The sequence below is a fragment of the Acinetobacter sp. SwsAc2 genome (genome assembly GCF_013391465.1).
Lineage (GTDB): Bacteria > Pseudomonadota > Gammaproteobacteria > Pseudomonadales > Moraxellaceae > Acinetobacter > Acinetobacter johnsonii.
Genome location: NZ_JACBEZ010000048.1, coordinates 1 through 20,174, shown reverse-complemented (window position 1 = coordinate 20,174; position 20,174 = coordinate 1). Strand labels below are relative to the sequence as shown.

Below are 20,174 nucleotides of genomic sequence, written 5' to 3'. Positions count from 1 at the left end.
CAATAGCAAGAGTGAACCACCTGATCCCTTCCCGAACTCAGAAGTGAAACCTCTTAGCGCTGATGGTAGTGTGGAGTTATCCATGTGAGAGTAAGTCATCGCCAGCTCATTAATTCTAAATCCCCCTAACTCAAATGAGATAGGGGGATTTTTTTATGCTGAATATATTAAATAATATAAATTAAAAAGAGAAGAGTGGAGAATATGCATCTATATAAAAGAACATGCATTATGAATTTCGCAGTTTAGGTATCTAGCTGTCGACGTGCATGTTTTAATGCCGTTCTTAAACCTTCTTCAAGGGTTGGGTGATAAAACGGTTTTTGCAAAATTTCATCGACGGTCAGTTGTTCTGCGATCATCCATGCCAGTAAATGGGCCAAATGTTCAGTAGAGTCTGTGAGTAATTCAGCACCAAGTAGTTTTCGGCTGCTTTTATCCACATAGACCTCGATGGCCCCATGGTTTTTACCCAGAACTAATGCACGTCCTTGTTTCGTATAAGGCACTTCGCCGATGACAAAATGCATAGGTGCACTTTGCAGTTGCTTAAAGTTTTGTCCAACCATTGCCATTTCTGGGTTGCTAAACACGATACCTAAAGGCGTTAGGGTTTTGCATGATTCTATAGTGGGGAAGTTCAATGCATTTTTGACTGAGACCTTACCTTCGTGAGCGGCTTCATGTTGTAATCGAGTATCAGTATGTGCATCGCCAATGATAAAAATCGGATAGTCGGCGAGTTGTTTGGTCTCAGGATCAACAGGTAAATGTTTTAAGTCTGTGAATGAGGTGTCGATATTTTCGAGTTTAAGGGTATTTAAAAGACTGCTGCGTCCTGTAGCAACCAATAAATAATCGACGTTGAGTGTTTTAGGCTGACCATTTTCAGTAAACCTAAGTTCAACTTGATTATTTATATACTTAACCTCTGTGGGTAAAACTTCGAACTTGATCTCAAGTTCGGTGCTAATTTCTGTTTGTGCCAACTGCTGCAATTTAGGACTAGTCAGAACGCCGACTTTACGACTACGTGCAAAGACAGTGGTATTGACGCCAAGTCGTTGCATGGCTTGCGCAAGTTCAATTGCGATGACGCCGCTCCCAATCACTGCTAAAGATTTGGGTAAAGCATTGAGTTCAAAGATTTGATCGGAGGTGATGAGTCGATCACCGAGTTCATTCTTCCATGCTGGGTCAAAGCTAGGTGTGGAGCCTACAGCTAAAATAAAGCTTTTGGCTTGGTAGTGTTGCCCATTAACTTCGACCGTTTTTGAATCGACAAAGCGAGCACGGCCCTTAATTTTATGGGACTCAGGCCAGCTCTCTACGGTTTTAAGGGTACTATGAGTAAAGCGATCACGGAGTTTTTGTACGTGTTGCATGACCTGACTGAGGTCTATTTTTGACTCTACTTGCAATCCGACACGATCCGCATGTTGAATATCATGCATGCGATTTGCTGTAGAAATTAGGACTTTTGAGGGCATACAACCCACACGTGCACAAGTGGTGTCCCATGGCCCATCATTAATGATTAATAGATTTTGTGTGGACTTCACGGCTTGTTGGTAGGCTGCGATACCTGCAGTTCCAGCCCCAATAATAATCAGATCATACATAAGCAAACGTTTATCTAAGAGAGACATACTCTATAGTTAACATATTCAGGGCTGTAGATGATTATATTTTGTAAAAAACGGCACTAGATGCCGTCTTTACTTTCATTTGACTTATAAGCCAGTACCAACGCTTACCCCAACGGTAGGATGGACATTCATTGAACTACATGCTGTCATTAAGGTACAGCAGAGTAAAAGCAGCAATAGTTTATTCATGGAGTAATCCTCGTTGTTTTGCCTGATTGAACAGCAGACTAGAGCGAGCACCACTCTTACAGACCATTAAAATAGGCTTGGGCAATTCATTATAATATTTAGCAAATTCGACCACGTCTGTTTCAGAAACTTTACTGCTGGTAACCGGTTGGTAAATTACGCTGACTTTGGACTGTTCCGCAATATTACGTAGTTGATCAACGCGAACGGTATTACCTTGTTCTTGATCTGGTCGGTTGACAATGACCGACTTAAAACCTTGTTTTATCAACTGTTGAAACTTGTCTTGGGTCATTTCCCCTGAAACGCTGAGCTGCGGGCTGAGTGCTTGACTCAGGTTATTCGTTGCCGCCCACAATGCACTGCTCGTTAAAATCAGAGCAGTGCAGATGACACTTTTAAACAACCGTTTAGTCATCTAACAGGTCCATTTGTTTCGCAAGTTGGTATAAGTTGTTTGAGCGATTGCCTGTACGGCAGAACATTAAAACAGGTTTTGGTAGCTCATTGAAATGATTGGCAAAAGTGCGCACATCCATTTCTGTGATTTGACCTGCAACGACAGGTTGATAGACATAATCTAGGCCTGCAACACGTGCTGCTTCTTCAATTTGAGCGCTGGTCGGTTGTTCTGGACCACCTTCCATATCTGGACGGTTATTGATCACAGATTTAAACCCTTTTTCAACCACTTGAAACAAATGTTCTGGGCCAATTTGACCTGCAAAGCCTACATTTTCGCTCATGCTGTCACTCCAAAATTAAACTAATCGAGATATGCTTTATGATAGCATTAAGCTGAAAGTTCAGCCTATGCTGTTGAAATATTTATAAGCGATTACAACCATAAAATAACGCAATGGAGCAGGTATGCACGCCTATACCGTTGAACCGCTATATGTCAAAAGTGGCCAAGAGGTCATTGCTGCGGATTTCTATCGTCCGAAAACTGAAGAAAAGCCAGCAGTGATTTTGATGGCCCATGGTTTGGCTGGGCTGCGCCAATTCAAACTGATCCAATTTGCGCAGCGTTTTGCACAAGCGGGCTATGCAGTCGTGTTATTTGACTACCGTTATTGGGGCGGGAGTACCGGACGTCCACGAGAGCTGGTCTCGATTAAGAAGCAGCTTGAAGATTGGCGGACCATGATTAACCACCTCAAAGAACGTAAGTCGATCGATAGTCGACGGATCGTGCTGTGGGGGACAGCGCTCAGTGGTGGTTATGTGCTCGATATTGCAGCAGAGTTCAAAAATGTACAGGCCGTGATGGCGCAAGTGCCTTTTGTGGATGGGGCAGCAAGTGCGAAGTTATATCCTTTGCAACAGTTCCCCAAAGCCTTAAAACTATCCAGCCAAGATTATATGGGGGGAAAAGTAGGGATGTCCCCGACTACTTTACCTGTGGTTGATCCACGTGAGTTATGTTTTTTGCCGACGCAAGATGCCTATTTGGGTTATCGTTCGATTATTAATCCTGATTATTATTGGAGTGGAGAGATACCTGCCCGACTCTTTTTTAATTTAATTCGTTATCGTCCCATTCAAAATGTCAGACAAATTAATATTCCTGTACTTTTCATTGCTGCCAAGCATGATAGTTTAATTCCGATCGAATCCAGTCGTGAAGCAGCCACCAATATTGCCCCTTTTGTTCAATATCATGAGTGGGAAATGCAGCATTTTGATATTTATCATGCCAGTTGGTTTGAAAAAGCCATTTCGACCCAATTAGAATTCTTACATCAACATATTGGAGTCAACTAAATGATTATCGTCTGTCCTACTTGTTTGGCCAAGAATCGTGTGCCTGAAGAGAAATTGAGTGCTAATCCGAGCTGTGGTCAATGCCACGCAGCGCTTTTACCTGCGGCACCGATTGAATTGAATGAGCAGAATTTTAGCCAGTTCATTAGCCATAGCGATTTACCTGTGTTTATTGATTTATGGGCAGAGTGGTGTGGTCCATGTAAAATGATGGCTCCGCACTTTGCTGAAGTGGCCAAGCAAAATCCGCAGGTTATTTTTGCTAAAATTAATACCGAAGAATCTCCGCGCTTGAGCAGTGCGTTTAACGTACGTAGTATTCCAACCTTAGTTTTAATGAATAAAACTACTGAAATTGCTAGAATAAGCGGTGCGCTCCGTGCGCCACAATTGCAACAATGGTTAGATCAACAGTTGCAAGCCCAGTCATAACGAAAATTGGAGTCAACGTGTCAGAGATTCATGTGAAACCAGAAGGGATGTTGTCTCTTCAGACAATTGCAATGCCAGCCGATACCAACTGGAGTGGAGATGTTTTTGGTGGTTGGATTGTGTCACAAATGGATTTGGCGGGTGCAATTCACGCAGAGCGTTTTAGTAAGGGGCGCTGTGCAACGATTTCAATTAATCAAATGACGTTCTTAGTTCCAGTGAAAGTCGGCGATGTCATCAGTTGTTATACCAAACTGTTAAAAGTGGGCAATACGTCTATTCAGATGGAAATTGAAGTGTGGGATAGTCATGACAGTTCACGTCCACCTGTACGTGTGACTGAAGGTGTCTTTACCTTTGTTGCTGTTGATGTCAAAGGCAATAAACGTCAGATTCCTGCAGATGTTAAAGAAAAGTTCCTTGCAAGCCAATCCAACTAAGGTTTGAGTCAGTCTGCAAAAAAAAGCCAGTGTAATCACTGGCTTTTTTGCTATTCCATGCAGTCCGATGGATTAAAACATAGTATTGCGGTTGGCAGACTCCGCGGGAATGCTTTGTATCACATCCCAATGTTCTACAATTTTGCCTTGTTCGACGCGGAAAATATCGACAACGGCTTCACCACGATCTTGTGCATTTTGAGTGGAATGTACATGCAGCACCACCAAATCACCTTCGGCTACGACATGCTTGATGGTGTTTTTTGCATCAGGATGTTCTTTAAAATACTGGGTGAAGTAGTTTACAAAAGGCGCTTTTCCGTCTGCAACATAGGGATTATGTTGAATGTATTGTGTACCAATATAGCGGTCAGAATAGGTTTGAACCTGATGCTTGCTAAAAACGCCTTCATAAAAGTCCACTACAAGCTTTTTATTTTGTTCGGTCAGGGTAGAGGTCGAATGGTCATGCGGCGTTGTTGAAACCGATGAGTTGGCTGGGTTGTGCTGTTGGCACGCCACCAGCCCTAAAGAAAATAAGGCAGTCGCTAAAATTAGTCTTTTTTTCATCAAGTCAGCTCAAATATTCATATTATGTAGCATGATTTTGAGCCGAGTCGAAGTACAGATATAGTAAGTTTTAGTCGCAGCTTTAGTGTAATGTTGTAAATTTTATACTTACCAAACAGTAAGTTATATTTACATTCTTACTTTTTTAATGATGCTTTGTCGAGCCACGCCCATAACATTTCACATTGAACGGGTGCTTCACCAGACTCATCCATCACTGTCACAGAAACTAAAGTTTCACCTTTGGCGGTGGTTTGCATCAGCTGCTGTTGTTCTGGTGTTAAGGTGGCTGTCGCTGTCATGGCACCTTTACTCGGACGTTTAAAGTCAACGTGCATGCTTTTAATCAGAACGATGCAATGGTCAGGCACATTCATCCCTGTTACAAAGCCTGTTGCCGTTTCAGCAATTAAGGCCATGGCACAGGCATGAAGTTGACCAATATGGTTTTGCATGGCACGGTGATTTTCGATTTTGACTACGACTTCACTGTGACTGACTTGCAAATAACGAATATTGGCACTACCGACCATCGGAACTATGCGACCAAAAGCTTGACTCCATAATCGCGTACGCAACGCTTTCGGCAAGCGTGACGTGGTTTTTACAAGTTTTGATAAGCGATTGGCCTTTGGCATAGTTACCTCAAATGATCAAACAAGAGTATTAGTCTTTAAAGTTATTGAACTGTAAAGGCAGACCAAATTGTTGTTCTTTTAAAAACGTCATTACTTGCTGTAATGTATCGCGCTTTTTATCAGTCACACGAATTTTGTCGCCTTGAATTGAAGATTGCACTTTAATGCCGCTTTCTTTAATGGCCTTGTTAATTTTTTTTGCGGTATCTGAGTCAAGTCCGTCTTTTAATTTCACCACTTGAAGTACATTTTTACCTGAAGCAGTCATTTTTTGTGGATCAAGGGCTTGAATATCGACTTTACGCTTAAAGAAATGGTTCTCTAACATGGTATACACTTGTTCACACTGGAAATCACTTTCAGTTGAGATTTTGATTTCTTTGTTTTTTTCATTGAGTTCAATCGAAACATCCTGACCACGGAAGTCGAAACGGGTTGCGATTTCCTTTTGGGTGTTCTGAACGGCATGATTTACTTCAAAAATTTCTAATTCTGAAACAATATCAAAAGATGGCATGGATTAAACCTTTACAAATGGAAAGAATATCTGAGATGCTAGGGATGTTTTCTTCATTTGCCAAGTGTTGTTTACATCAAAGGAGTGCGCAATGATCCGTAAACAAGAAATTACAACATTTGAGTTCCCAGAGGATGCGATCATCTGGGATGTACGCGATTCAAGTGCTTATGCTGAAGCACACGTGAAAGGGGCGATTAATCAGCCAATCACAGAACTTTCAGCACAAAGCCTTACTCAAGTGTCGACGGATCAACCGATTTACATTTTATGTGGTGGCGGTAGTAAAGCGCCACGTGCTGCAGAGTTACTCGAAGGTTTTGACAGTGCGCGTGAGTATGTGATTTTAATGGGTGGTACCCGTGCTGCTCGTGATGCTGGTTTAGCCTTAGAACAAAGTAATTAAGCAGAAGCAAAAAAAGCGCCGTCAGGCGCTTTTTTAATGTCTTGGAAATGTGATTTTTTCTCTATAACGCCATACGCTGCACTTGAGTCATAAGCAGAACTAAGACTGCGCTTTAAAATAAGGCTTTTTGGCTTTGAGCTTTTTATGGAATCGGTTCGGACTGAGCTTTTGTAACAGTGACTCAGGAACGGGACAGGCCTCTTTCAGTATCTGCGCCGCTAAAATTTCACTACATAAAGGCGCAAACAAAAAGCCTTTAGAGCCCAAGCCCGCAAAGCTATAAATTTCAGTCTGTTCAGACATTTTTCCAAGGACTGGAAAATAGTCCAGACTTTGCGCGCGAACAGATGCACGGCCTTGCCAAGTCGCCACATCAGGAAGCGATTGTGCATAATGTGGAAAGACGCTGTGGATAAGCTCGTAGTTATGCACATGGTCTTCAAGCAAAACATCGCTGTCATCTCGATTGGGATAGAAGGATGCACCTAAGATGAGTTGTTGAGCATCAAGCTGCATACAATAGCCGCCATAGCTATAGGCTTGATTGAGGGCTAAAGGTTGCGCAGTATTCTCCACCCAACTGACTTGTCCGCGAATGGGCTTCAACACAGGATATTGCTCAAAGAAAGCAGCTGTGTGGCGCGCACAACAGACAATCACGTGATCAAACTGACCGAGAGATTGGGCTTGTTCATTGAAAAGTTCATTGTGCTCTGGATGGATTTGAGTAATGTTGGCTTGTACGAACTGAATCAGCGGATGCGCTAAGATTTGATCTCTGAGTTGATGTGGTGAGACTGCACCTGCTTCGGTTAAATTCAGACTTGGATATTCAGTGATTAACGCAGAATCAGCAGCGGTTTCGGTTGTCAGAAGACCCGCAGGATATTCTTGTTCGAGATCGAGTAAGTCTTCGGCTTTTTTTAGCGCCAGTTGATGTACTTGAATGGGGCGAAAAGCCTGAAATTTAGGATAGTGCTGTAAAGCATGTTGCCAAGCTAAAGTCATGAGATGTTCATGACTTTGTTTAATCGGACAAAGTTTGGGATTGAGTAGGGCTAGTGGATTGCCTGAACCTCCAGCAAGTGGCTCAGATTGGTCGTAGAGCGTGACTTGATGCCCGCGCTCGGCAAAGGCCCATGCACTAGTTAAACCTGCAATCCCTGCGCCAATAATAGCAATCTGGCGTTGCTTAAAAGCGTGTGGTATTTGATCAGGTTGATTTTGATTTAATACTGATTGGGTATCTACAGCGTCTGATGTATGTTCAAGCTCAGCAGCTAACCAGATGGCTTTGAGCATTTCGCGTTTATGCTTATAGCCACGCGGACGTGAAATAGAAATGCCATGCTGTGTTAAACCACGTTTGAGTACGCCTGCGACACTAAATGAAGAAAATGTCGTTCCAATACCAGATAAACGAACAATGTGATTCAGTACTTGCTCTTCCCATATGTCTGGGTTACAGGCAGGTGCGAAACCATCGAGGAACCATGCGTTAACGCTACTGGTTTTTGCCATACTAGGGAAAACATCGTGGGCATCGCCTAACCAAAGGTCTAGGCTAAAACGTTCATTAGGGAAGCTCAGGCGATGACAACCCGCAATCGGATGCGGGTATTGTGTTATCAATTCATCGGCGATCGGTTTAAGTTCAGGCCAAGCATCGAGTGCGCGTATTAGATCCGTTTTAGACAGCGGAAATTTTTCAACTGAAATGGCATGGAGATGGCTGTGGTTATTTGGCCGTACTTCTTGCCAAAGTTGCCAAAGTGCCAAGATGTTGAGCCCTGTGCCAAAGCCTGTTTCACCCACACTAAAATATTCAAAGGGCTGAAGATTGGACAGGCGCTCAGATAAATCGTTGCCATTTAAAAACACATGGCGTGTTTCAAGTAGACCATTGTCTTTGGAAAAATAGACATCGTCAAATTTTTTTGAGACTGGCACATCTATGCCATCAATCTGTTGCCACTCTAAATCGGCAGTTTGAATTGCACGCGACACAACCACAGCACCCTATTGTTTTCAATAGGGCTTAGCTTACCACTGACGACGACGTTTGGTATAAACGTAACTGGCAATTAAGAAGCCCAGTAATACACCAACAGCAATGGTTGCTGCCCCGTAGAGGAACATTTGCGCACTGCGTTCACTTTGTAAAACCTGTACTTGTACCCCAAGGCTATCATTTTTAAGTTGTAGCTCTTGGTTTTGCGCCAAAGCATCAAGGTTGGCTTTTTCCAATTGTGCAAGACGTGAAGCTTGGTCTTTGACCAATGCTTTGACTTTGGCATCTTGCAATGCTTTGTTTTTGGCAAGTTGTTCAGCGGTGAGTGGTTTGGCTTCTTGTGGTTGACCTGTTGTGCTAACTGTGGCCACCGCTGGAATGATTTTCGGTTGAGTTGTACTGCCTTGCACTTGAACAGGTGCGGCAGTCGTTGCTGGTACAGCAGAGGCTACACTCGGGGCAGGAGCGGTTTCAACGGCCCACGCCATAGAAGAAAGAAGAGATAAGCCCAATAAGCTTGTGACAACAACGCGCATGACCTTATCCTTGAGGGAATGCTTTATTAAATGGTTTAACATCAATCTGACGATAAACCCCTGCTTTTAAGAATGGCTCTTCCTGTAACCAGACATCGAGTGCTTCACGTGAGTCAAAGTCAACAATGATCGTACTGCCGTAAAAGCCTGCTTGCGGATTGCTTGGATCTTTCGGCATCGCTCCTGCAACAATTAAACGACCTTCATCATTAAGTTTTTGTAAACGAGCAAGATGTTCTGGACGTGTAGCAAGACGTTTTTCGACTGTACCTTCTTGATCGGTACATGTGACGACGAATAGCGGCATAAGAGTTCTCGATGTATGTTCTGGCTAAATTACTCTTCAGAAGATTTAAAGTATTTACGCAATACAATAAACTGAATAATGATAAAGGAAAACATCACGATCATGTCACCAAAAGCCGTGAATTCTCCCCAATATTTTCCGTCCATAAATAAAAATGCGAAAAATACGTGTAAAAAAGACATGAGGGCAAACATAGCAGCCCATGCAAAGTTTAAATTTTTCCAACCTGCGTCGGTTAAATTGAAGATTGGGCCGAACAAGCGTTTGATCAGCGGTTTACGTTCTTTGCCAAAATAAGGAGAAAGTAAGAAAGCGCCTGAGAAAATAATATTCAGTAAGGCTGCTTTGAGTTTGATGTAAAAGTCATCCGACAGCATTAAGGTGACACCGCCGAAAATAACCGTCATAAACAACACAATCCACTGTTGTTTGTCTAAACGGAACTTTTGCATGAAGAACAGTGCGCCGTAAACCACCAGCATCGAAATAATCAAACCTGTGGTGGCTACAAGAATATTATTATTATCGACACCCCCAGCAGAACCAATCAATTGGAGCAATGGATGATCAGTATTTTTAGGATCTACAGTTTTATATAAATAAAAGAAAATGATCAGCGGCACAAAGTCTAAAAGTGCTTTCATGTTAGAGTATCTAAATCTGTTCAAATAAATAGCTAGTATAAGTGATGGAAGGCGTAGATTTACATACTCACAGCAATATTTCTGATGGTACTTTCACACCGAAGCAATTGGTTGATGCTGCCGCGGAAAAAGGCATCCACACCTTGGCTTTGACAGACCATGACACCATGGATGGTCTCTCGTTGGCAGAGTTGGCTGCAAAGTCGCATGCGATGCGTATTATTTCGGGTGTAGAAATTTCGAGCCAATGGTCGAGACCCTCAACCCAGAAAAACTATGGTGTGCATGTGGTTGCATTGAATATGCAAGATCTAGAGCCACTGCAAAAATGCCTTGAACAGCAAAAACAAATCCGTGCGCGACGTGCTAAGCAAATCTGTGATTTGTTGATTCCATTGATTGGTGAAGATATTTATCTCGATGTTTTGGCGAAAGTTGAACAGATGCCTGACCGTGTGACTCGAACGCATATTGCCAAGACCTTGGTTGAAAAAAAGTATGTGAGTCGTGCGCAACAAGCGTTTGATAAATATATTAAGGAAGGTAAGAAAGCCTACGTGAAATTTGATGGGCTGGGCTTAGAAGAAACCATTCAAGTGATTCATGCCAGTGGTGGTTTTGCCGTATTGGCGCATCCGACACGGTATGACTTATCTGCTACGAACATTCGTTATCTGATTGAAATATTTGCGCAGTTTGGTGGGGATGCGGTTGAGTTGCCGCCCAATGTCGAACCGACATCTACCCGTCAAATGGTGGACCGAATGATTGCCGAGCATGGTTTAAAAGTATCGGTCGGGAGTGACTTTCATGGTGACAATATGCCTTGGATTAAGTTGGGCAATATTCCCAGAGTCAAAGACGGGCAAGTGGGGATTTGGGAAAGTTTTATTTAACGAGTACTGGTCATTCCTACTTTCTCCATAGAGTTATCTATCCTAAGAGAAGGTCAGCGTGCGCTTGATTAGAGTAAGTTATTGTCTTGTGCTTGAATGGGGGGAGGGGTAGGTTTACCTAAAGTTCCAAGCAGTTCAATTTCGATAGTCCGTACCATCGAGTCCAGCGGCAAGTCATTACTTTGCGTTCCGAAAGGTTCTTCAATTTCCGAGCTCAAAGCATCGAGTCCTAAGAAGGTATAGGCCAACACACCAACCAAGAGCGGGGTGAAAATACCCAAGGTTGAGCCTAAGCTAAACGGTAAAATGAGACAGAAAAAATATACCGTACGATTGAGTAATACAGAGTAGGCAAAAGGTAGCGGTGTTGTCGCAATACGATCACAGCCAGTTTGCACCACACTCAAGTCAGCAACGTGCTGATTCAACTGCGCATAGACAATGTCGCTAATTTCACCTTCTTTTAATGCTTGCATCAACTCCCACTGAATCAGACTAAGCGTGTACTGCGGGGCATTGGCTTGTTGATACAGCTGAGTCAGCGCATTTTGACTTAAGCCACTAGTTTCTACCAGTTCTGTTGGATTGGCTGTTTGATGGCGTAAACGGTCACGTAAAACATTGGCAAAGACAATCACATGTTGAATCACACGTTCACGCCGACCTTGAGTCAAGATACGACAGTCGCGGTCAAAGTGACGTGAATTGGCAATTAAAATGCCCCATAGCTTCCGTGCTTCCCACCAACGGTCATAGCAGGCACTATTTTTAAAGCCGAGGAAAATGGAAAGTACTACCCCAATGAGGGTGAAGCCGACCAAGGGCAGTTCAGGGAAGTGGAAATAGCCGACATAGGACAAAATGCCAATAATGGCAGAGACCAACATGACCACGCCCAAAGGAGGTAAAACTTTGGGAAGAATGGTGCCACGCCATGAAAAAAGCACCTTAAAAATACTTGGCTGATCACGCACAATCATGTGATTAGAATTCTTTTAAAATTTTGCTTGATCTTCATATTTGTCGTGGTATTTGTCAATCATTTGTCTGCATATTTAAATGGATTGGATCAGGCCGTGTTCAGCAAAAGAAAAAGCACCTTCGGGTGATAAGATGAAATGATCAATCAGTTGAATATCCACGAGCTGACTGGCTTGAAGAATGCGCTCGGTCAGTTCGATGTCCGCAGTGGAGGGTTGAGCTTTTCCAAGCGGATGATTATGTGCAATCACGATAAAGGTAGCGTGTTGAGCAATACAGTAACGGAGCAATTGATTGATCGATATTTCACAAGAATTGACTGCGCCAAAAAACAATTTTTTAAAGTTTATTTTTCTTAAATGTGCATCCAAGCAGAGCACCGCAAAGACTTCTTGGTTCTCGCCTGAAAATTCATACTGTAAAAACTTGAGCAATTGAGCTGAATGATTGAGTTCCAACTTGTGTTGCTTGAGCTGCTGGCTACTGTAGCGTCGTCCCAATTCTTTGACGGCCATTAATTGTGAATACTTGGTCGGGCCAATGCCGTGAAATTGGCTGAGCTCGGGCAGTTCAGCATCGAAAACCGCATTCAGACTACCAAAATGTTGCAATAAAAGACGTGCCAATTCGACCGCAGAATGTTGTGTTGAACCCGAGCGGATGAAAATAGCCAACAGTTCTGCATCGGAGAGACTGGCTGGCCCTTGTTGTAATAAGCGTTCACGTGGCCGCTCTTGTTCAGGCCATTTTTTTATGGATAAGTGCATTATTTTATACTTTTTTATTCTTAATCTGAGAAACAGGGCCCAATCGATGATTGGGTACGAGACTATTTAATGCTATTGTGAGCGCCACTGCAACAGAAAGGTAGCCTGTTCGTGAGCTTTGATCTCAGTGTAATTCCAAATAAAAATATCCTTTTAGCTGTTACGGGCGGTATTGCAGCCTATAAAAGTGCCATTTTGGTTCGCCGTTTAAAAGATGCGGGTTTTCAAGTCCGTGTGGTGATGACCGAAGGTGCACAGGCTTTTATTACGCCGCTAACTTTTCAAGCTTTGTCGGGCAACCCCGTCCATACAGAACTTCTCGACCCTGAAGCCGAAGCGGGCATGGGGCATATTGAGCTGGCACGCTGGGCAGACCTGCTTTTGGTTGCGCCTGCCAGTTGCAACACCATTGCAAAGTTTGCTGCGGGTTTAGCCGATGACCTGCTTTCTACTTTATATTTAGCCACCAAAGCCCCTGTATGGGTCGCACCAGCCATGAACCAACAAATGTGGGCAGCAAAAGCGACACAGCGTAATTTAGCGACTTTGGTGGAAGATGGTGTGCATGTGATCATGCCAGATGCAGGTGCACAAGCTTGTGGTGATGTCGGGTTAGGCCGTATGCCTGAGCCTGAGGATTTGGCACATCAAGTGACAGAATACTTCCATAAAGCGCAGCGTGCCATGGCTGAAAAATTTGGGATGTTGGCGGGTAAAAAAGTCACCATTACTGCTGGGCCAACGCGTGAAGCGATTGATCCTGTACGTTATATTTCCAACCACAGTACCGGTAAAATGGGCTTTGCCATTGCTGCCGCCTGTTATGCGGCAGGAGCCAAAGTGACTTTAATTGCAGGTCCCGTCAGCTTAGACACACCAAACGGTGTACGCCGAATCAATGTTTCGTCGGCTATGAAAATGCTGGATACCAGCATGCAAATGTTGGATGAAGGCTGTGATGTGTTTATCGCGACCGCTGCTGTTGCGGACTATCGTGTTGCAGAAGTCGCAGAGCATAAGATTAAGAAAGCAGGGGACGAGCTCAATGTTTCTTTAATCAAAAACCCTGATATTGTGGCGACCATTGCACAGCAAGATAAACGCCCATTCATGGTGGGTTTTGCAGCAGAAACACGCAATGTTGAGGAATATGCCGCAGGTAAATTGGTGGCGAAAAAGCTCGATATGATTGCCTGTAATGATGTGTCACGTCCTGATATTGGTTTTGCTTCTGATGAAAATGCGATGACAGTCTTTTTTGCAGAAAGTTATAAAATGGAAAAGCGCGATTTGGAAAAAGCGTCGAAACAAGAAATTGCTTTACAGTTGGTTGAAGCGATTCATGATGCTTTACATCGAGACCCTGAAAGTGATGATGATTTTTAATTTACATCGGTCTTAATTTTTGCGATATTCAATGCAGCCTTAGGCTGCATTTTTTTGCAAACTCATAGGAATAAGAATGAAAACATTATTAAAGGTTGTGCTGTTGAGCAGTGGTTTATGTTTGGCAGGACTTGCACAAGCGTCGGAAGTGCTAGAAGGTGCGATGAAATCTTTGGCGAAGAACTCAAAAGCTTTTGCTCAAGCCAAGACCGCCACAGAGGCGAATACCGCATTAACTGAAATGCAAAAAGCCGCGGCAACTGCCAAACAAAACAAGCCTGACACTTTGGTGAAACAACCAAAAGACAGTGTTAAAGTGAAACAATATGAACAAAAGTTTGATGCATTAACCCAAGAAATTGAACATGCTCAACATTTGGTACATGCTGGGAAACTTGCGGAAGCCAAACAAAGTTCAGCCAAGTTTGAGGCCATTAAGCAGCAAGGCCATAAAGCGTTTAAATAATTCAGTACAATAAAAAAGACCGCAAAAGCGGTCTTTTTTATGTTTGAAAGGCTTAAAGTTTTAAGCTTGACCTTCAACAGCGGCTGCTTGAGCACGCTGCATATTTGCTTCGAACTCAGCATCAAAGTTAATTGGTGTAAGTAACAATTGTGGGAAACTGCCTTTAGTCACCATATCATTCACCGCTTCACGAAGGAACGGGAACAAGATGTTCGGGCAATATGCACCTAAGATGTACGGAAGACGTTCTTCTTCAACACCATCTACAAGGAAAATACCTGCTTGAGTAACATCGACAATAAACGCCGTGTCGCCTGCATTGTTTGCTTGTACAACCACTTTAAGTGAAACTTCGTAGTGAGTTGGATCAACTTTTTCAGCAGAAGATGACAAGTTAATGTTTAACTCTGGTTGCCATTCTTTGGTAAAAACTTGCGCCCCAGGGACTTCAAAAGAAATATCTTTTGTGTAAATACGTTCTAAAGCAAGTTGTGGTTGAGCTTCACTCATTTTCTAATCCTTAATATGCTGAGCTAATTATGCCAATAGTTGGTCGAGTTTGCCTTCACGCTCTAAAGCATAAAGCTGATCAAAACCACCAATAAATTGGTCATCAATAAAAATTTGTGGAACCGTACGGTGATTGGTGCGTTGCATCAATTCAATGCGGACTTCTGGCGCTTCTTTAGATAAATTAATTTCTTTATATTCAACGCCTTTACGCTCAAGGAGCTGCTTTGCGCGAACGCAATATGGACATACAGTCGTTGAGTAAATAGTGACTTGAGCCATGAGTTTCTCCTTGTGCGAATTATTTAGCTTTAACCAGTGGTAGGCCTTGAGCCTTCCAGTTGCTAATCCCGCCATCTAAGCGATAGCTGTCAGTATGTGCAACTTGTTGTAAAGCGGTACCTGCCACTTGGCCTAAGTTACAGATGAACACGAGTGGACGATCTGCAGCTTTTAACTCTTCAGCATGTTTTGTAATTTGGCTGTAGGGAATGTTGCGACTTCCACTGATATGACCTTCACGGAAATCTTTGGCATCACGTAAGTCAATCAACATGGCATTTTTAGCTTTCACTAAAATACCTAAAGATTGTGGTGAAATTTTGCGACCATTGCGTTGTCCTTCAAGTACGAAAAACAAAACAACCAATACCGCAAGTGTTCCAAATAAGAAGGGGTGATTCCCCATAAACTCGAACCAACGTTCCACAAGTCACCTAAATTACAATTCAAAAATTGCTAGAGAGTATAGCTCATAAAATATGGTGATCAAAATCACCGCTTCAAGGGCTAAGGTTGAATAAAAATTAATTTTTTTGCTGAGCTTCAGCAATTTCATCAATCAGACGTAAATAGCTGTCTAAACGGCGCGTTAAAATTTCACCATTTGCCGCAGCTAAGCGTAAAGCGCATTGTTTTTCATGTTTATGGGTGCAGTTACGGAACTGACAGTAGCCCAGCAAGTTTTCAATTTCAGGAAAGCCGCGTTGCACTTTGTCCGCATCTAAGTGCCATAAACCAAACTCACGAATTCCCGGTGAGTCAATCAGCGAGGCGCCTTCGCCAAAGCCAATCAAACGGGTAGAGGTCGTGGTGTGCTGCCCTAAGGCTGAGTTTTCAGAAATCACATTGGTTTTCTGCGCAGCATCAGGCACGATGGCATTAATTAGCGTGCTTTTACCAACACCAGACTGGCCAACAAAAGCCACAGTTTCATTTTTTAAACGCTGAGTCAGTGCGGTTAAATCGCCATCGGCTTGTGTTTGCATCACTTCATAGCCTAAGGCTTGATATTCCGCAATCAACGCTAAAATCGGGTCATTGTCTTTGAGCAAATCGGTTTTGTTCAGCACTAAAAGTGCTGGAATGTTGGCATCGGCACAGGCCACCAAATAACGGTCAATCAGACCTGGTGCTGGCTCAGGCAGTGGCGCAAACACAATCACAATCAGGCTGATATTGGCCGCGACAGGTTTCACTTTATGGTAACGGTCTGGACGAGTCAGTAGCGACTGACGTGGCTGTATGGCATTGATGATCCCGAGCCCTGTATTTGGGTCGGCTTGCCATTTGACACGATCACCTGTGACCAGTAGTTCGAGGTTGGTACGTGTATGACAGCGCCAAATACTGCCGAGTTCAATCGGTTTCCAAAACGGCTCAGGTTCACCTGCTTGTACTGTCGGTTTGATGGGATGTGGATCCGGAGTCGTAAGGGCTTGCACTTCAAGCTGACGGCCGTAGTGTTGTACCACCAAGCCTTCTAAATCATTTGAAGTGTCGATATCTTCTTGACGTGTTTGCTGTTGTTTCTGAATGCGACGTTGTTGCTGTTCAGTTAAACGACGTTTACGAATTAAAGCCATTCATATCCTAAAAAACCATGAATTCAAGATGGCAAAAATAGCACGAAGCAGGGTATCAGTTACAGCATCGAAGCAATTAATTTGCTACTATCATCGTTTTTAAGCCGAATAAGATTGCACATTTATGAGCAGCACCGCTGATACGCGTTTGATTTGGATTGACCTTGAAATGACAGGTCTCGATACTGATAATGACCAAATTATTGAAGTTGCTACAATTGTGACGGATGATAACTTAAATATTTTAGCTGAAGGGCCTGTGCTTGCTGTACATCAGCCAGACCGTGTGCTGAATGCAATGGATGAGTGGAACACTCGCCAACATGGTCAATCCGGCTTAATTGAACGTGTACGTCGCAGTAAATTGACTGCGCAAGATGCTGAGCAGCAAACTTTAGAGTTTCTAAAAAAATGGGTCAATCCAAAAAGCTCACCGATGTGTGGCAATTCAATCTGCCAAGACCGCCGTTTTTTACACCGTTTAATGCCTGAAATGGAACAATATTTCCATTATCGTAATTTAGATGTGTCTTCGGTAAAAGAGTTGGCTAAACGCTGGCGTCCAGAAATTATGAGTGGCTTGAAAAAGAATGCTTCACACTTAGCAATGGATGACATTCGTGATTCGATTGCGGAACTGAAGTATTATCGTGAATACTTTTTTATTATGAATAAATAAGTATTACAGAAAGAGGCGCTAGCCTCTTTTTTATTGAAATCGAATAGAATAGAGCTGAGGGTGTTTGTGTAGAAAAAAGAAACACTTTTTTGCTATACAAGTTTAAAACACGCTTTATGATAAAGTAAATTAATTAAATTATAACAAAGAGTTGAGTTATGCAAAGTAATAACCCTATTTTGAACCGCGTGGAAACACATGCGGACTATAGTCAACCAATGACTGTTCAAGGTGCTATTCAGAAGTCTGTATTACTTACAGTGATTGCGGCTGTGGTCGGTATGGCACTGTTTTTATACTGTTTTATGACCTTAAATATTTCGCTGGCCTATGCTGCAACCTTAGTCGGTGCGATTGGTGGTCTAATTTTAGGCCTGATTGCAACTTTTAAACCAAATACCGCACGTACCCTTGCCATTCCATATGCCTTGTTTGAAGGTGCTTTTTTAGGTGGGGTGTCGGTTATCTTCCAATTGAAATATCCGGGTGTACCTTTACAAGCGCTCTTGGCAACTTTTGTCACCACTTTAGTAATGTTTGGTTTGTATCGTTTTCAAATTATTCGTGCCACTGAAAAATTCAAATCGGTAGTGATGTCGGCATCGATTGCCATCGCGATTGTCTTTGTGGTGCAGATGGTTATGCGTTTGGCTTTTGGTTCAAGCATTCCATTTTTATTTGAAAATAACTTATTAGGTTTAGGTTTTGCCGCTTTTGTTGCAGTGATTGCATCACTGAACTTAATTTTAGATTTTGATTTGATTGAAAGTGCTGCGGCACAACACGCTCCGAAAGCGATGGAATGGCTGTGTGGTATTGCGCTACTAGCAACTTTGGTGTGGATGTACTATTCATTTCTACGCCTACTCAGCATGTTGCGTGGCGACGACTAATCTCGTTAGTTTTAACAAATACGCCCCTTCATTGGGGCGTATTTATTATTGAATGTTGATGAATTGAAAAAAGGCGCATTATGCAATTTCGGTTTCAACTTAAACTTGGCATTATGCAGATAAATTATTTTGAGTGAGAGTCACATGGCACAAGGACTATTGGCTGGAAAGCGTTTTTTAGTAGCAGGTATTGCAAGTAAATTATCAATTGCATTTGGTATTGCTCAAGCGCTTCACCGTGAAGGTGCGGAACTTGCGTTTACCTATCCAAATGAAAAACTGAAAAAACGTGTAGATGAATTTGCAGCACAATTTGGCTCAACGATTGTTCTACCATGTGATGTGGCTGTCGATGCTGAAATTGAACAAACTTTTGTTGAATTGGCAAAACACTGGGATGGTTTAGACGGTGTGGTGCATTCGATTGGTTTTGCGCCTGCGCATACCTTGGATGGTGACTTTACTGATGTAACGGATCGTGATGGTTTTAAAGTGGCACATGACATCAGTGCATATAGCTTTATTGCTATGGCGCGTGCTGCGAAGCCATTACTTTTAGTTCGTCAAGGTTGTTTATTGACTTTGACTTACCAAGGTTCTGAACGTGTGATGCCAAACTACAACGTGATGGGTATGGCGAAAGCATCATTAGAAGCGGGCGTACGTTACTTGGCGTCAAGCTTGGGTGCAGAAGGGATTCGTGTGAATGCGATTTCAGCAGGTCCAATCCGTACTTTGGCGGCATCTGGTATTAAATCGTTCCGCAAAATGTTAGATGTAAACGAAAAAATTTCACCACTTAAACGTAATGTGACCATTGAAGATGTGGGTAATGCCGCATTATTCCTTTGCTCACCTTGGGCAAATGGTATTACCGGTGAAATCATGTATGTCGATGCAGGTTTCAACACTGTGGGTATGAGCCCAGACTTGATGCTCGATGACTAATTAGATTGATTCAAGTTATATGATAAAGCCGCTTTTATAGCGGCTTTGTTTTTTAGAGAAATTTGACAAATGATAAGGGTACTTTATCTGTTTTAATTTTCTGGAACACTTAGATCAAGTTCACCTTCACGATAAAGTTGCCATTGCTCCCATGCCTCAGGAGCATAAAGATCATAGTAGCCACGGCTTTTCAATAGAGCAGGCATAGCTGACAACGGAGTCATAATAACTGTGGCATTATCTCGGATTCGTAATATTTCTTCTTTTGAAAGTGGTCTTTTAGCAATTTCTTCTGCCCTGACAAGCAATATCACCAGCGCAGGAACAAAGACTTCTACCATTTTTTCTTCGGTCATTTGAAAATCTCTCTTACACATAACTTTGATCTAATAGGCTTAGGTTTGGGTTTCTTCTAATTAATGTGCTTACTAGGTTAATCTTGCTCTGGGTATTGATATTATAAGTTTAAGATCAAACCCATTAAACTTATGATCTTCCCAATTTTCTACAATTAACTCGATTGTTCTACCTGCTACTTTCTCAGAATATGGGGCGAATTCAAACATGAGGTGCGACAGTTTGAAAAGTCTTATGATAATCAACAAGCTGAGCAAATTTCTCTAATGGTGTAAGCCAATCTAACGCTTTTCTAGGACGAGTATTCAGTGACATGGCAA

General features: G+C 42.7%; 27 protein-coding genes, 1 rRNA gene and 1 pseudogene. 11 read left to right on the top strand and 18 right to left on the bottom strand.

The window, feature by feature from the left end; all coding sequences use genetic code 11:
• Window positions 1-107 (top strand): 5S ribosomal RNA (gene rrf / locus HYI04_RS15650); the annotation flags it as partial.
• A 138-nt stretch (window positions 108-245) separates the two neighbouring features.
• Here rrf and HYI04_RS15645 read toward each other — a convergent pair.
• From HYI04_RS15645 to HYI04_RS15635, 3 genes are all read right to left on the bottom strand, one after another.
• Window positions 246-1,622 (bottom strand): dihydrolipoyl dehydrogenase, encoded by a 1,377-nt coding sequence (locus tag HYI04_RS15645; RefSeq protein ID WP_178896365.1) that lies wholly within the window; start codon window positions 1,620-1,622, stop codon window positions 246-248.
• Between the two features lie 208 nt (window positions 1,623-1,830).
• Window positions 1,831-2,256: a beta-lactamase hydrolase domain-containing protein gene (locus HYI04_RS15640; RefSeq protein WP_178896364.1), complete on the bottom strand. Its 426-nt coding sequence runs from the start codon at window positions 2,254-2,256 to the stop codon at window positions 1,831-1,833.
• The gene (locus tag HYI04_RS15635) at window positions 2,249-2,584 is read right to left on the bottom strand and encodes a TIGR01244 family sulfur transferase (RefSeq protein WP_178896363.1); all 336 of its coding nucleotides are present in this window, start codon (window positions 2,582-2,584) and stop codon (window positions 2,249-2,251) included. Before HYI04_RS15635 ends, HYI04_RS15640 begins: the two co-directional genes overlap by 8 nt.
• A gap of 124 nt (window positions 2,585-2,708) precedes the next feature.
• Between HYI04_RS15635 and HYI04_RS15630 the strand changes: the two genes are divergently transcribed.
• From HYI04_RS15630 to HYI04_RS15620, 3 genes are read left to right on the top strand one after another with little or no spacing between them, the layout of a single operon-like run.
• Entirely contained in the window at window positions 2,709-3,605 is an 897-nt protein-coding gene (locus HYI04_RS15630; protein WP_004983429.1) for an alpha/beta hydrolase, read from the top strand.
• Complete coding sequence (gene trxC, locus HYI04_RS15625; protein WP_004697614.1) at window positions 3,606-4,037, top strand: thioredoxin TrxC; 432 nt, start codon at window positions 3,606-3,608, stop codon at window positions 4,035-4,037.
• A 17-nt stretch (window positions 4,038-4,054) separates the two neighbouring features.
• Complete coding sequence (locus HYI04_RS15620) at window positions 4,055-4,477, top strand: acyl-CoA thioesterase (RefSeq protein ID WP_004697616.1); 423 nt, start codon at window positions 4,055-4,057, stop codon at window positions 4,475-4,477.
• Between the two features lie 72 nt (window positions 4,478-4,549).
• On the opposite strand, the gene HYI04_RS15615 is transcribed toward HYI04_RS15620, so the two are convergent.
• The 3 genes from HYI04_RS15615 to HYI04_RS15605 form a co-directional block, all read right to left on the bottom strand.
• Window positions 4,550-5,047, bottom strand: coding sequence for an ester cyclase (locus tag HYI04_RS15615; protein ID WP_178896362.1), 498 nt, complete (start codon window positions 5,045-5,047; stop codon window positions 4,550-4,552).
• A gap of 137 nt (window positions 5,048-5,184) precedes the next feature.
• On the bottom strand, window positions 5,185-5,685 hold the full coding sequence (locus HYI04_RS15610; protein ID WP_010327555.1) for a DUF4442 domain-containing protein: 501 nt from the start codon (window positions 5,683-5,685) through the stop codon (window positions 5,185-5,187).
• A 28-nt stretch (window positions 5,686-5,713) separates the two neighbouring features.
• Entirely contained in the window at window positions 5,714-6,202 is a 489-nt protein-coding gene (locus tag HYI04_RS15605; protein WP_004697619.1) for a YajQ family cyclic di-GMP-binding protein, read from the bottom strand.
• A 91-nt stretch (window positions 6,203-6,293) separates the two neighbouring features.
• On the opposite strand from HYI04_RS15605, the gene HYI04_RS15600 reads away from it, so the two are divergent.
• Window positions 6,294-6,608, top strand: coding sequence for a rhodanese-like domain-containing protein (locus tag HYI04_RS15600; protein WP_004983438.1), 315 nt, complete (start codon window positions 6,294-6,296; stop codon window positions 6,606-6,608).
• Between the two features lie 99 nt (window positions 6,609-6,707).
• Here the strand turns inward: HYI04_RS15600 and mnmC are convergent, their stop codons facing one another.
• From mnmC to HYI04_RS15580, 4 genes are read right to left on the bottom strand one after another with little or no spacing between them, the layout of a single operon-like run.
• Window positions 6,708-8,621: an FAD-dependent 5-carboxymethylaminomethyl-2-thiouridine(34) oxidoreductase MnmC gene (gene mnmC / locus HYI04_RS15595; RefSeq protein WP_372239181.1), complete on the bottom strand. Its 1,914-nt coding sequence runs from the start codon at window positions 8,619-8,621 to the stop codon at window positions 6,708-6,710.
• 30 nt (window positions 8,622-8,651) lie between these two features.
• A complete protein-coding gene (locus HYI04_RS15590) occupies window positions 8,652-9,155 on the bottom strand; it encodes a hypothetical protein (RefSeq protein ID WP_178896360.1) in 504 nt (167 codons plus the stop codon).
• 4 nt (window positions 9,156-9,159) lie between these two features.
• Window positions 9,160-9,462, bottom strand: a complete 303-nt coding sequence (locus HYI04_RS15585) for a YciI family protein (RefSeq protein ID WP_004697623.1) — start codon at window positions 9,460-9,462, stop codon at window positions 9,160-9,162.
• A 29-nt stretch (window positions 9,463-9,491) separates the two neighbouring features.
• Complete coding sequence (locus tag HYI04_RS15580; protein ID WP_004983445.1) at window positions 9,492-10,106, bottom strand: inner membrane-spanning protein YciB; 615 nt, start codon at window positions 10,104-10,106, stop codon at window positions 9,492-9,494.
• A 44-nt stretch (window positions 10,107-10,150) separates the two neighbouring features.
• Between HYI04_RS15580 and HYI04_RS15575 the strand changes: the two genes are divergently transcribed.
• The gene (locus tag HYI04_RS15575) at window positions 10,151-11,002 is read left to right on the top strand and encodes a PHP domain-containing protein (protein WP_178896359.1); all 852 of its coding nucleotides are present in this window, start codon (window positions 10,151-10,153) and stop codon (window positions 11,000-11,002) included.
• Between the two features lie 68 nt (window positions 11,003-11,070).
• Here HYI04_RS15575 and HYI04_RS15570 read toward each other — a convergent pair whose 3' ends face one another.
• Both HYI04_RS15570 and radC read right to left on the bottom strand, forming a co-directional pair.
• Window positions 11,071-11,982, bottom strand: a complete 912-nt coding sequence (locus HYI04_RS15570; RefSeq protein WP_004983451.1) for a bestrophin family protein — start codon at window positions 11,980-11,982, stop codon at window positions 11,071-11,073.
• 75 nt (window positions 11,983-12,057) lie between these two features.
• Window positions 12,058-12,750, bottom strand: coding sequence for a DNA repair protein RadC (radC, locus tag HYI04_RS15565; protein WP_178896358.1), 693 nt, complete (start codon window positions 12,748-12,750; stop codon window positions 12,058-12,060).
• A gap of 111 nt (window positions 12,751-12,861) precedes the next feature.
• Between radC and coaBC the strand changes: the two genes are divergently transcribed.
• Both coaBC and HYI04_RS15555 read left to right on the top strand, forming a co-directional pair.
• Window positions 12,862-14,136: a bifunctional phosphopantothenoylcysteine decarboxylase/phosphopantothenate--cysteine ligase CoaBC gene (gene coaBC / locus HYI04_RS15560; protein WP_078390221.1), complete on the top strand. Its 1,275-nt coding sequence runs from the start codon at window positions 12,862-12,864 to the stop codon at window positions 14,134-14,136.
• A 76-nt stretch (window positions 14,137-14,212) separates the two neighbouring features.
• Window positions 14,213-14,602, top strand: a complete 390-nt coding sequence (locus tag HYI04_RS15555; protein ID WP_078390220.1) for a cytochrome b562 — start codon at window positions 14,213-14,215, stop codon at window positions 14,600-14,602.
• 60 nt (window positions 14,603-14,662) lie between these two features.
• On the opposite strand, the gene secB is transcribed toward HYI04_RS15555, so the two are convergent.
• The 4 genes from secB to rsgA form a co-directional block, all read right to left on the bottom strand.
• Window positions 14,663-15,112 carry a protein-export chaperone SecB gene (secB, locus tag HYI04_RS15550; protein ID WP_004697631.1) on the bottom strand — a complete coding sequence of 150 codons (450 nt, stop codon included), beginning with the start codon at window positions 15,110-15,112 and terminating at the stop codon, window positions 14,663-14,665.
• Window positions 15,113-15,139: 27 nt separating this feature from the next.
• Window positions 15,140-15,394, bottom strand: a complete 255-nt coding sequence (grxC, locus tag HYI04_RS15545; RefSeq protein ID WP_004697632.1) for a glutaredoxin 3 — start codon at window positions 15,392-15,394, stop codon at window positions 15,140-15,142.
• A gap of 19 nt (window positions 15,395-15,413) precedes the next feature.
• Window positions 15,414-15,821 (bottom strand): rhodanese-like domain-containing protein, encoded by a 408-nt coding sequence (locus HYI04_RS15540; protein ID WP_004697633.1) that lies wholly within the window; start codon window positions 15,819-15,821, stop codon window positions 15,414-15,416.
• A 97-nt stretch (window positions 15,822-15,918) separates the two neighbouring features.
• Window positions 15,919-16,977: a ribosome small subunit-dependent GTPase A gene (gene rsgA / locus HYI04_RS15535; protein ID WP_004983468.1), complete on the bottom strand. Its 1,059-nt coding sequence runs from the start codon at window positions 16,975-16,977 to the stop codon at window positions 15,919-15,921.
• A gap of 124 nt (window positions 16,978-17,101) precedes the next feature.
• On the opposite strand from rsgA, the gene orn reads away from it, so the two are divergent.
• The 3 genes from orn (at window position 17,102) to HYI04_RS15520 (ending at window position 19,497) form a co-directional block, all read left to right on the top strand.
• Window positions 17,102-17,656 carry an oligoribonuclease gene (gene orn, locus HYI04_RS15530; RefSeq protein ID WP_004697635.1) on the top strand — a complete coding sequence of 185 codons (555 nt, stop codon included), beginning with the start codon at window positions 17,102-17,104 and terminating at the stop codon, window positions 17,654-17,656.
• Between the two features lie 158 nt (window positions 17,657-17,814).
• Window positions 17,815-18,549, top strand: coding sequence for a Bax inhibitor-1/YccA family protein (locus tag HYI04_RS15525; RefSeq protein ID WP_004697636.1), 735 nt, complete (start codon window positions 17,815-17,817; stop codon window positions 18,547-18,549).
• 144 nt (window positions 18,550-18,693) lie between these two features.
• Window positions 18,694-19,497: an enoyl-ACP reductase gene (locus tag HYI04_RS15520; protein WP_004697637.1), complete on the top strand. Its 804-nt coding sequence runs from the start codon at window positions 18,694-18,696 to the stop codon at window positions 19,495-19,497.
• Window positions 19,498-19,589: 92 nt separating this feature from the next.
• Here the strand turns inward: HYI04_RS15520 and HYI04_RS15515 are convergent, their stop codons facing one another.
• Window positions 19,590-19,853, bottom strand: a complete 264-nt coding sequence (locus HYI04_RS15515) for a hypothetical protein (protein WP_178896357.1) — start codon at window positions 19,851-19,853, stop codon at window positions 19,590-19,592.
• 202 nt (window positions 19,854-20,055) lie between these two features.
• Window positions 20,056-20,174 (bottom strand): annotated as a pseudogene (locus HYI04_RS15510) (IS30 family transposase); the annotation flags it as partial.

Coding starts and splice junctions, on each gene's coding strand:
- HYI04_RS15645 (WP_178896365.1), bottom strand. CDS start 1,622: ATGTATGATCTGATTATTATTGGGGCTGGAACTGCAGGTATCGCAGCC.
- HYI04_RS15640 (WP_178896364.1), bottom strand. CDS start 2,256: ATGACTAAACGGTTGTTTAAAAGTGTCATCTGCACTGCTCTGATTTTA.
- HYI04_RS15635 (WP_178896363.1), bottom strand. CDS start 2,584: ATGAGCGAAAATGTAGGCTTTGCAGGTCAAATTGGCCCAGAACATTTG.
- HYI04_RS15630 (WP_004983429.1), top strand. CDS start 2,709: ATGCACGCCTATACCGTTGAACCGCTATATGTCAAAAGTGGCCAAGAG.
- trxC (WP_004697614.1), top strand. CDS start 3,606: ATGATTATCGTCTGTCCTACTTGTTTGGCCAAGAATCGTGTGCCTGAA.
- HYI04_RS15615 (WP_178896362.1), bottom strand. CDS start 5,047: ATGAAAAAAAGACTAATTTTAGCGACTGCCTTATTTTCTTTAGGGCTG.
- HYI04_RS15610 (WP_010327555.1), bottom strand. CDS start 5,685: ATGCCAAAGGCCAATCGCTTATCAAAACTTGTAAAAACCACGTCACGC.
- HYI04_RS15605 (WP_004697619.1), bottom strand. CDS start 6,202: ATGCCATCTTTTGATATTGTTTCAGAATTAGAAATTTTTGAAGTAAAT.
- HYI04_RS15600 (WP_004983438.1), top strand. CDS start 6,294: ATGATCCGTAAACAAGAAATTACAACATTTGAGTTCCCAGAGGATGCG.
- HYI04_RS15590 (WP_178896360.1), bottom strand. CDS start 9,155: ATGCGCGTTGTTGTCACAAGCTTATTGGGCTTATCTCTTCTTTCTTCT.
- HYI04_RS15585 (WP_004697623.1), bottom strand. CDS start 9,462: ATGCCGCTATTCGTCGTCACATGTACCGATCAAGAAGGTACAGTCGAA.
- HYI04_RS15580 (WP_004983445.1), bottom strand. CDS start 10,106: ATGAAAGCACTTTTAGACTTTGTGCCGCTGATCATTTTCTTTTATTTA.
- HYI04_RS15575 (WP_178896359.1), top strand. CDS start 10,151: ATGGAAGGCGTAGATTTACATACTCACAGCAATATTTCTGATGGTACT.
- HYI04_RS15570 (WP_004983451.1), bottom strand. CDS start 11,982: ATGATTGTGCGTGATCAGCCAAGTATTTTTAAGGTGCTTTTTTCATGG.
- radC (WP_178896358.1), bottom strand. CDS start 12,750: ATGCACTTATCCATAAAAAAATGGCCTGAACAAGAGCGGCCACGTGAA.
- HYI04_RS15555 (WP_078390220.1), top strand. CDS start 14,213: ATGAAAACATTATTAAAGGTTGTGCTGTTGAGCAGTGGTTTATGTTTG.
- secB (WP_004697631.1), bottom strand. CDS start 15,112: ATGAGTGAAGCTCAACCACAACTTGCTTTAGAACGTATTTACACAAAA.
- grxC (WP_004697632.1), bottom strand. CDS start 15,394: ATGGCTCAAGTCACTATTTACTCAACGACTGTATGTCCATATTGCGTT.
- rsgA (WP_004983468.1), bottom strand. CDS start 16,977: ATGGCTTTAATTCGTAAACGTCGTTTAACTGAACAGCAACAACGTCGC.
- orn (WP_004697635.1), top strand. CDS start 17,102: ATGAGCAGCACCGCTGATACGCGTTTGATTTGGATTGACCTTGAAATG.
- HYI04_RS15525 (WP_004697636.1), top strand. CDS start 17,815: ATGCAAAGTAATAACCCTATTTTGAACCGCGTGGAAACACATGCGGAC.
- HYI04_RS15520 (WP_004697637.1), top strand. CDS start 18,694: ATGGCACAAGGACTATTGGCTGGAAAGCGTTTTTTAGTAGCAGGTATT.
- HYI04_RS15515 (WP_178896357.1), bottom strand. CDS start 19,853: ATGACCGAAGAAAAAATGGTAGAAGTCTTTGTTCCTGCGCTGGTGATA.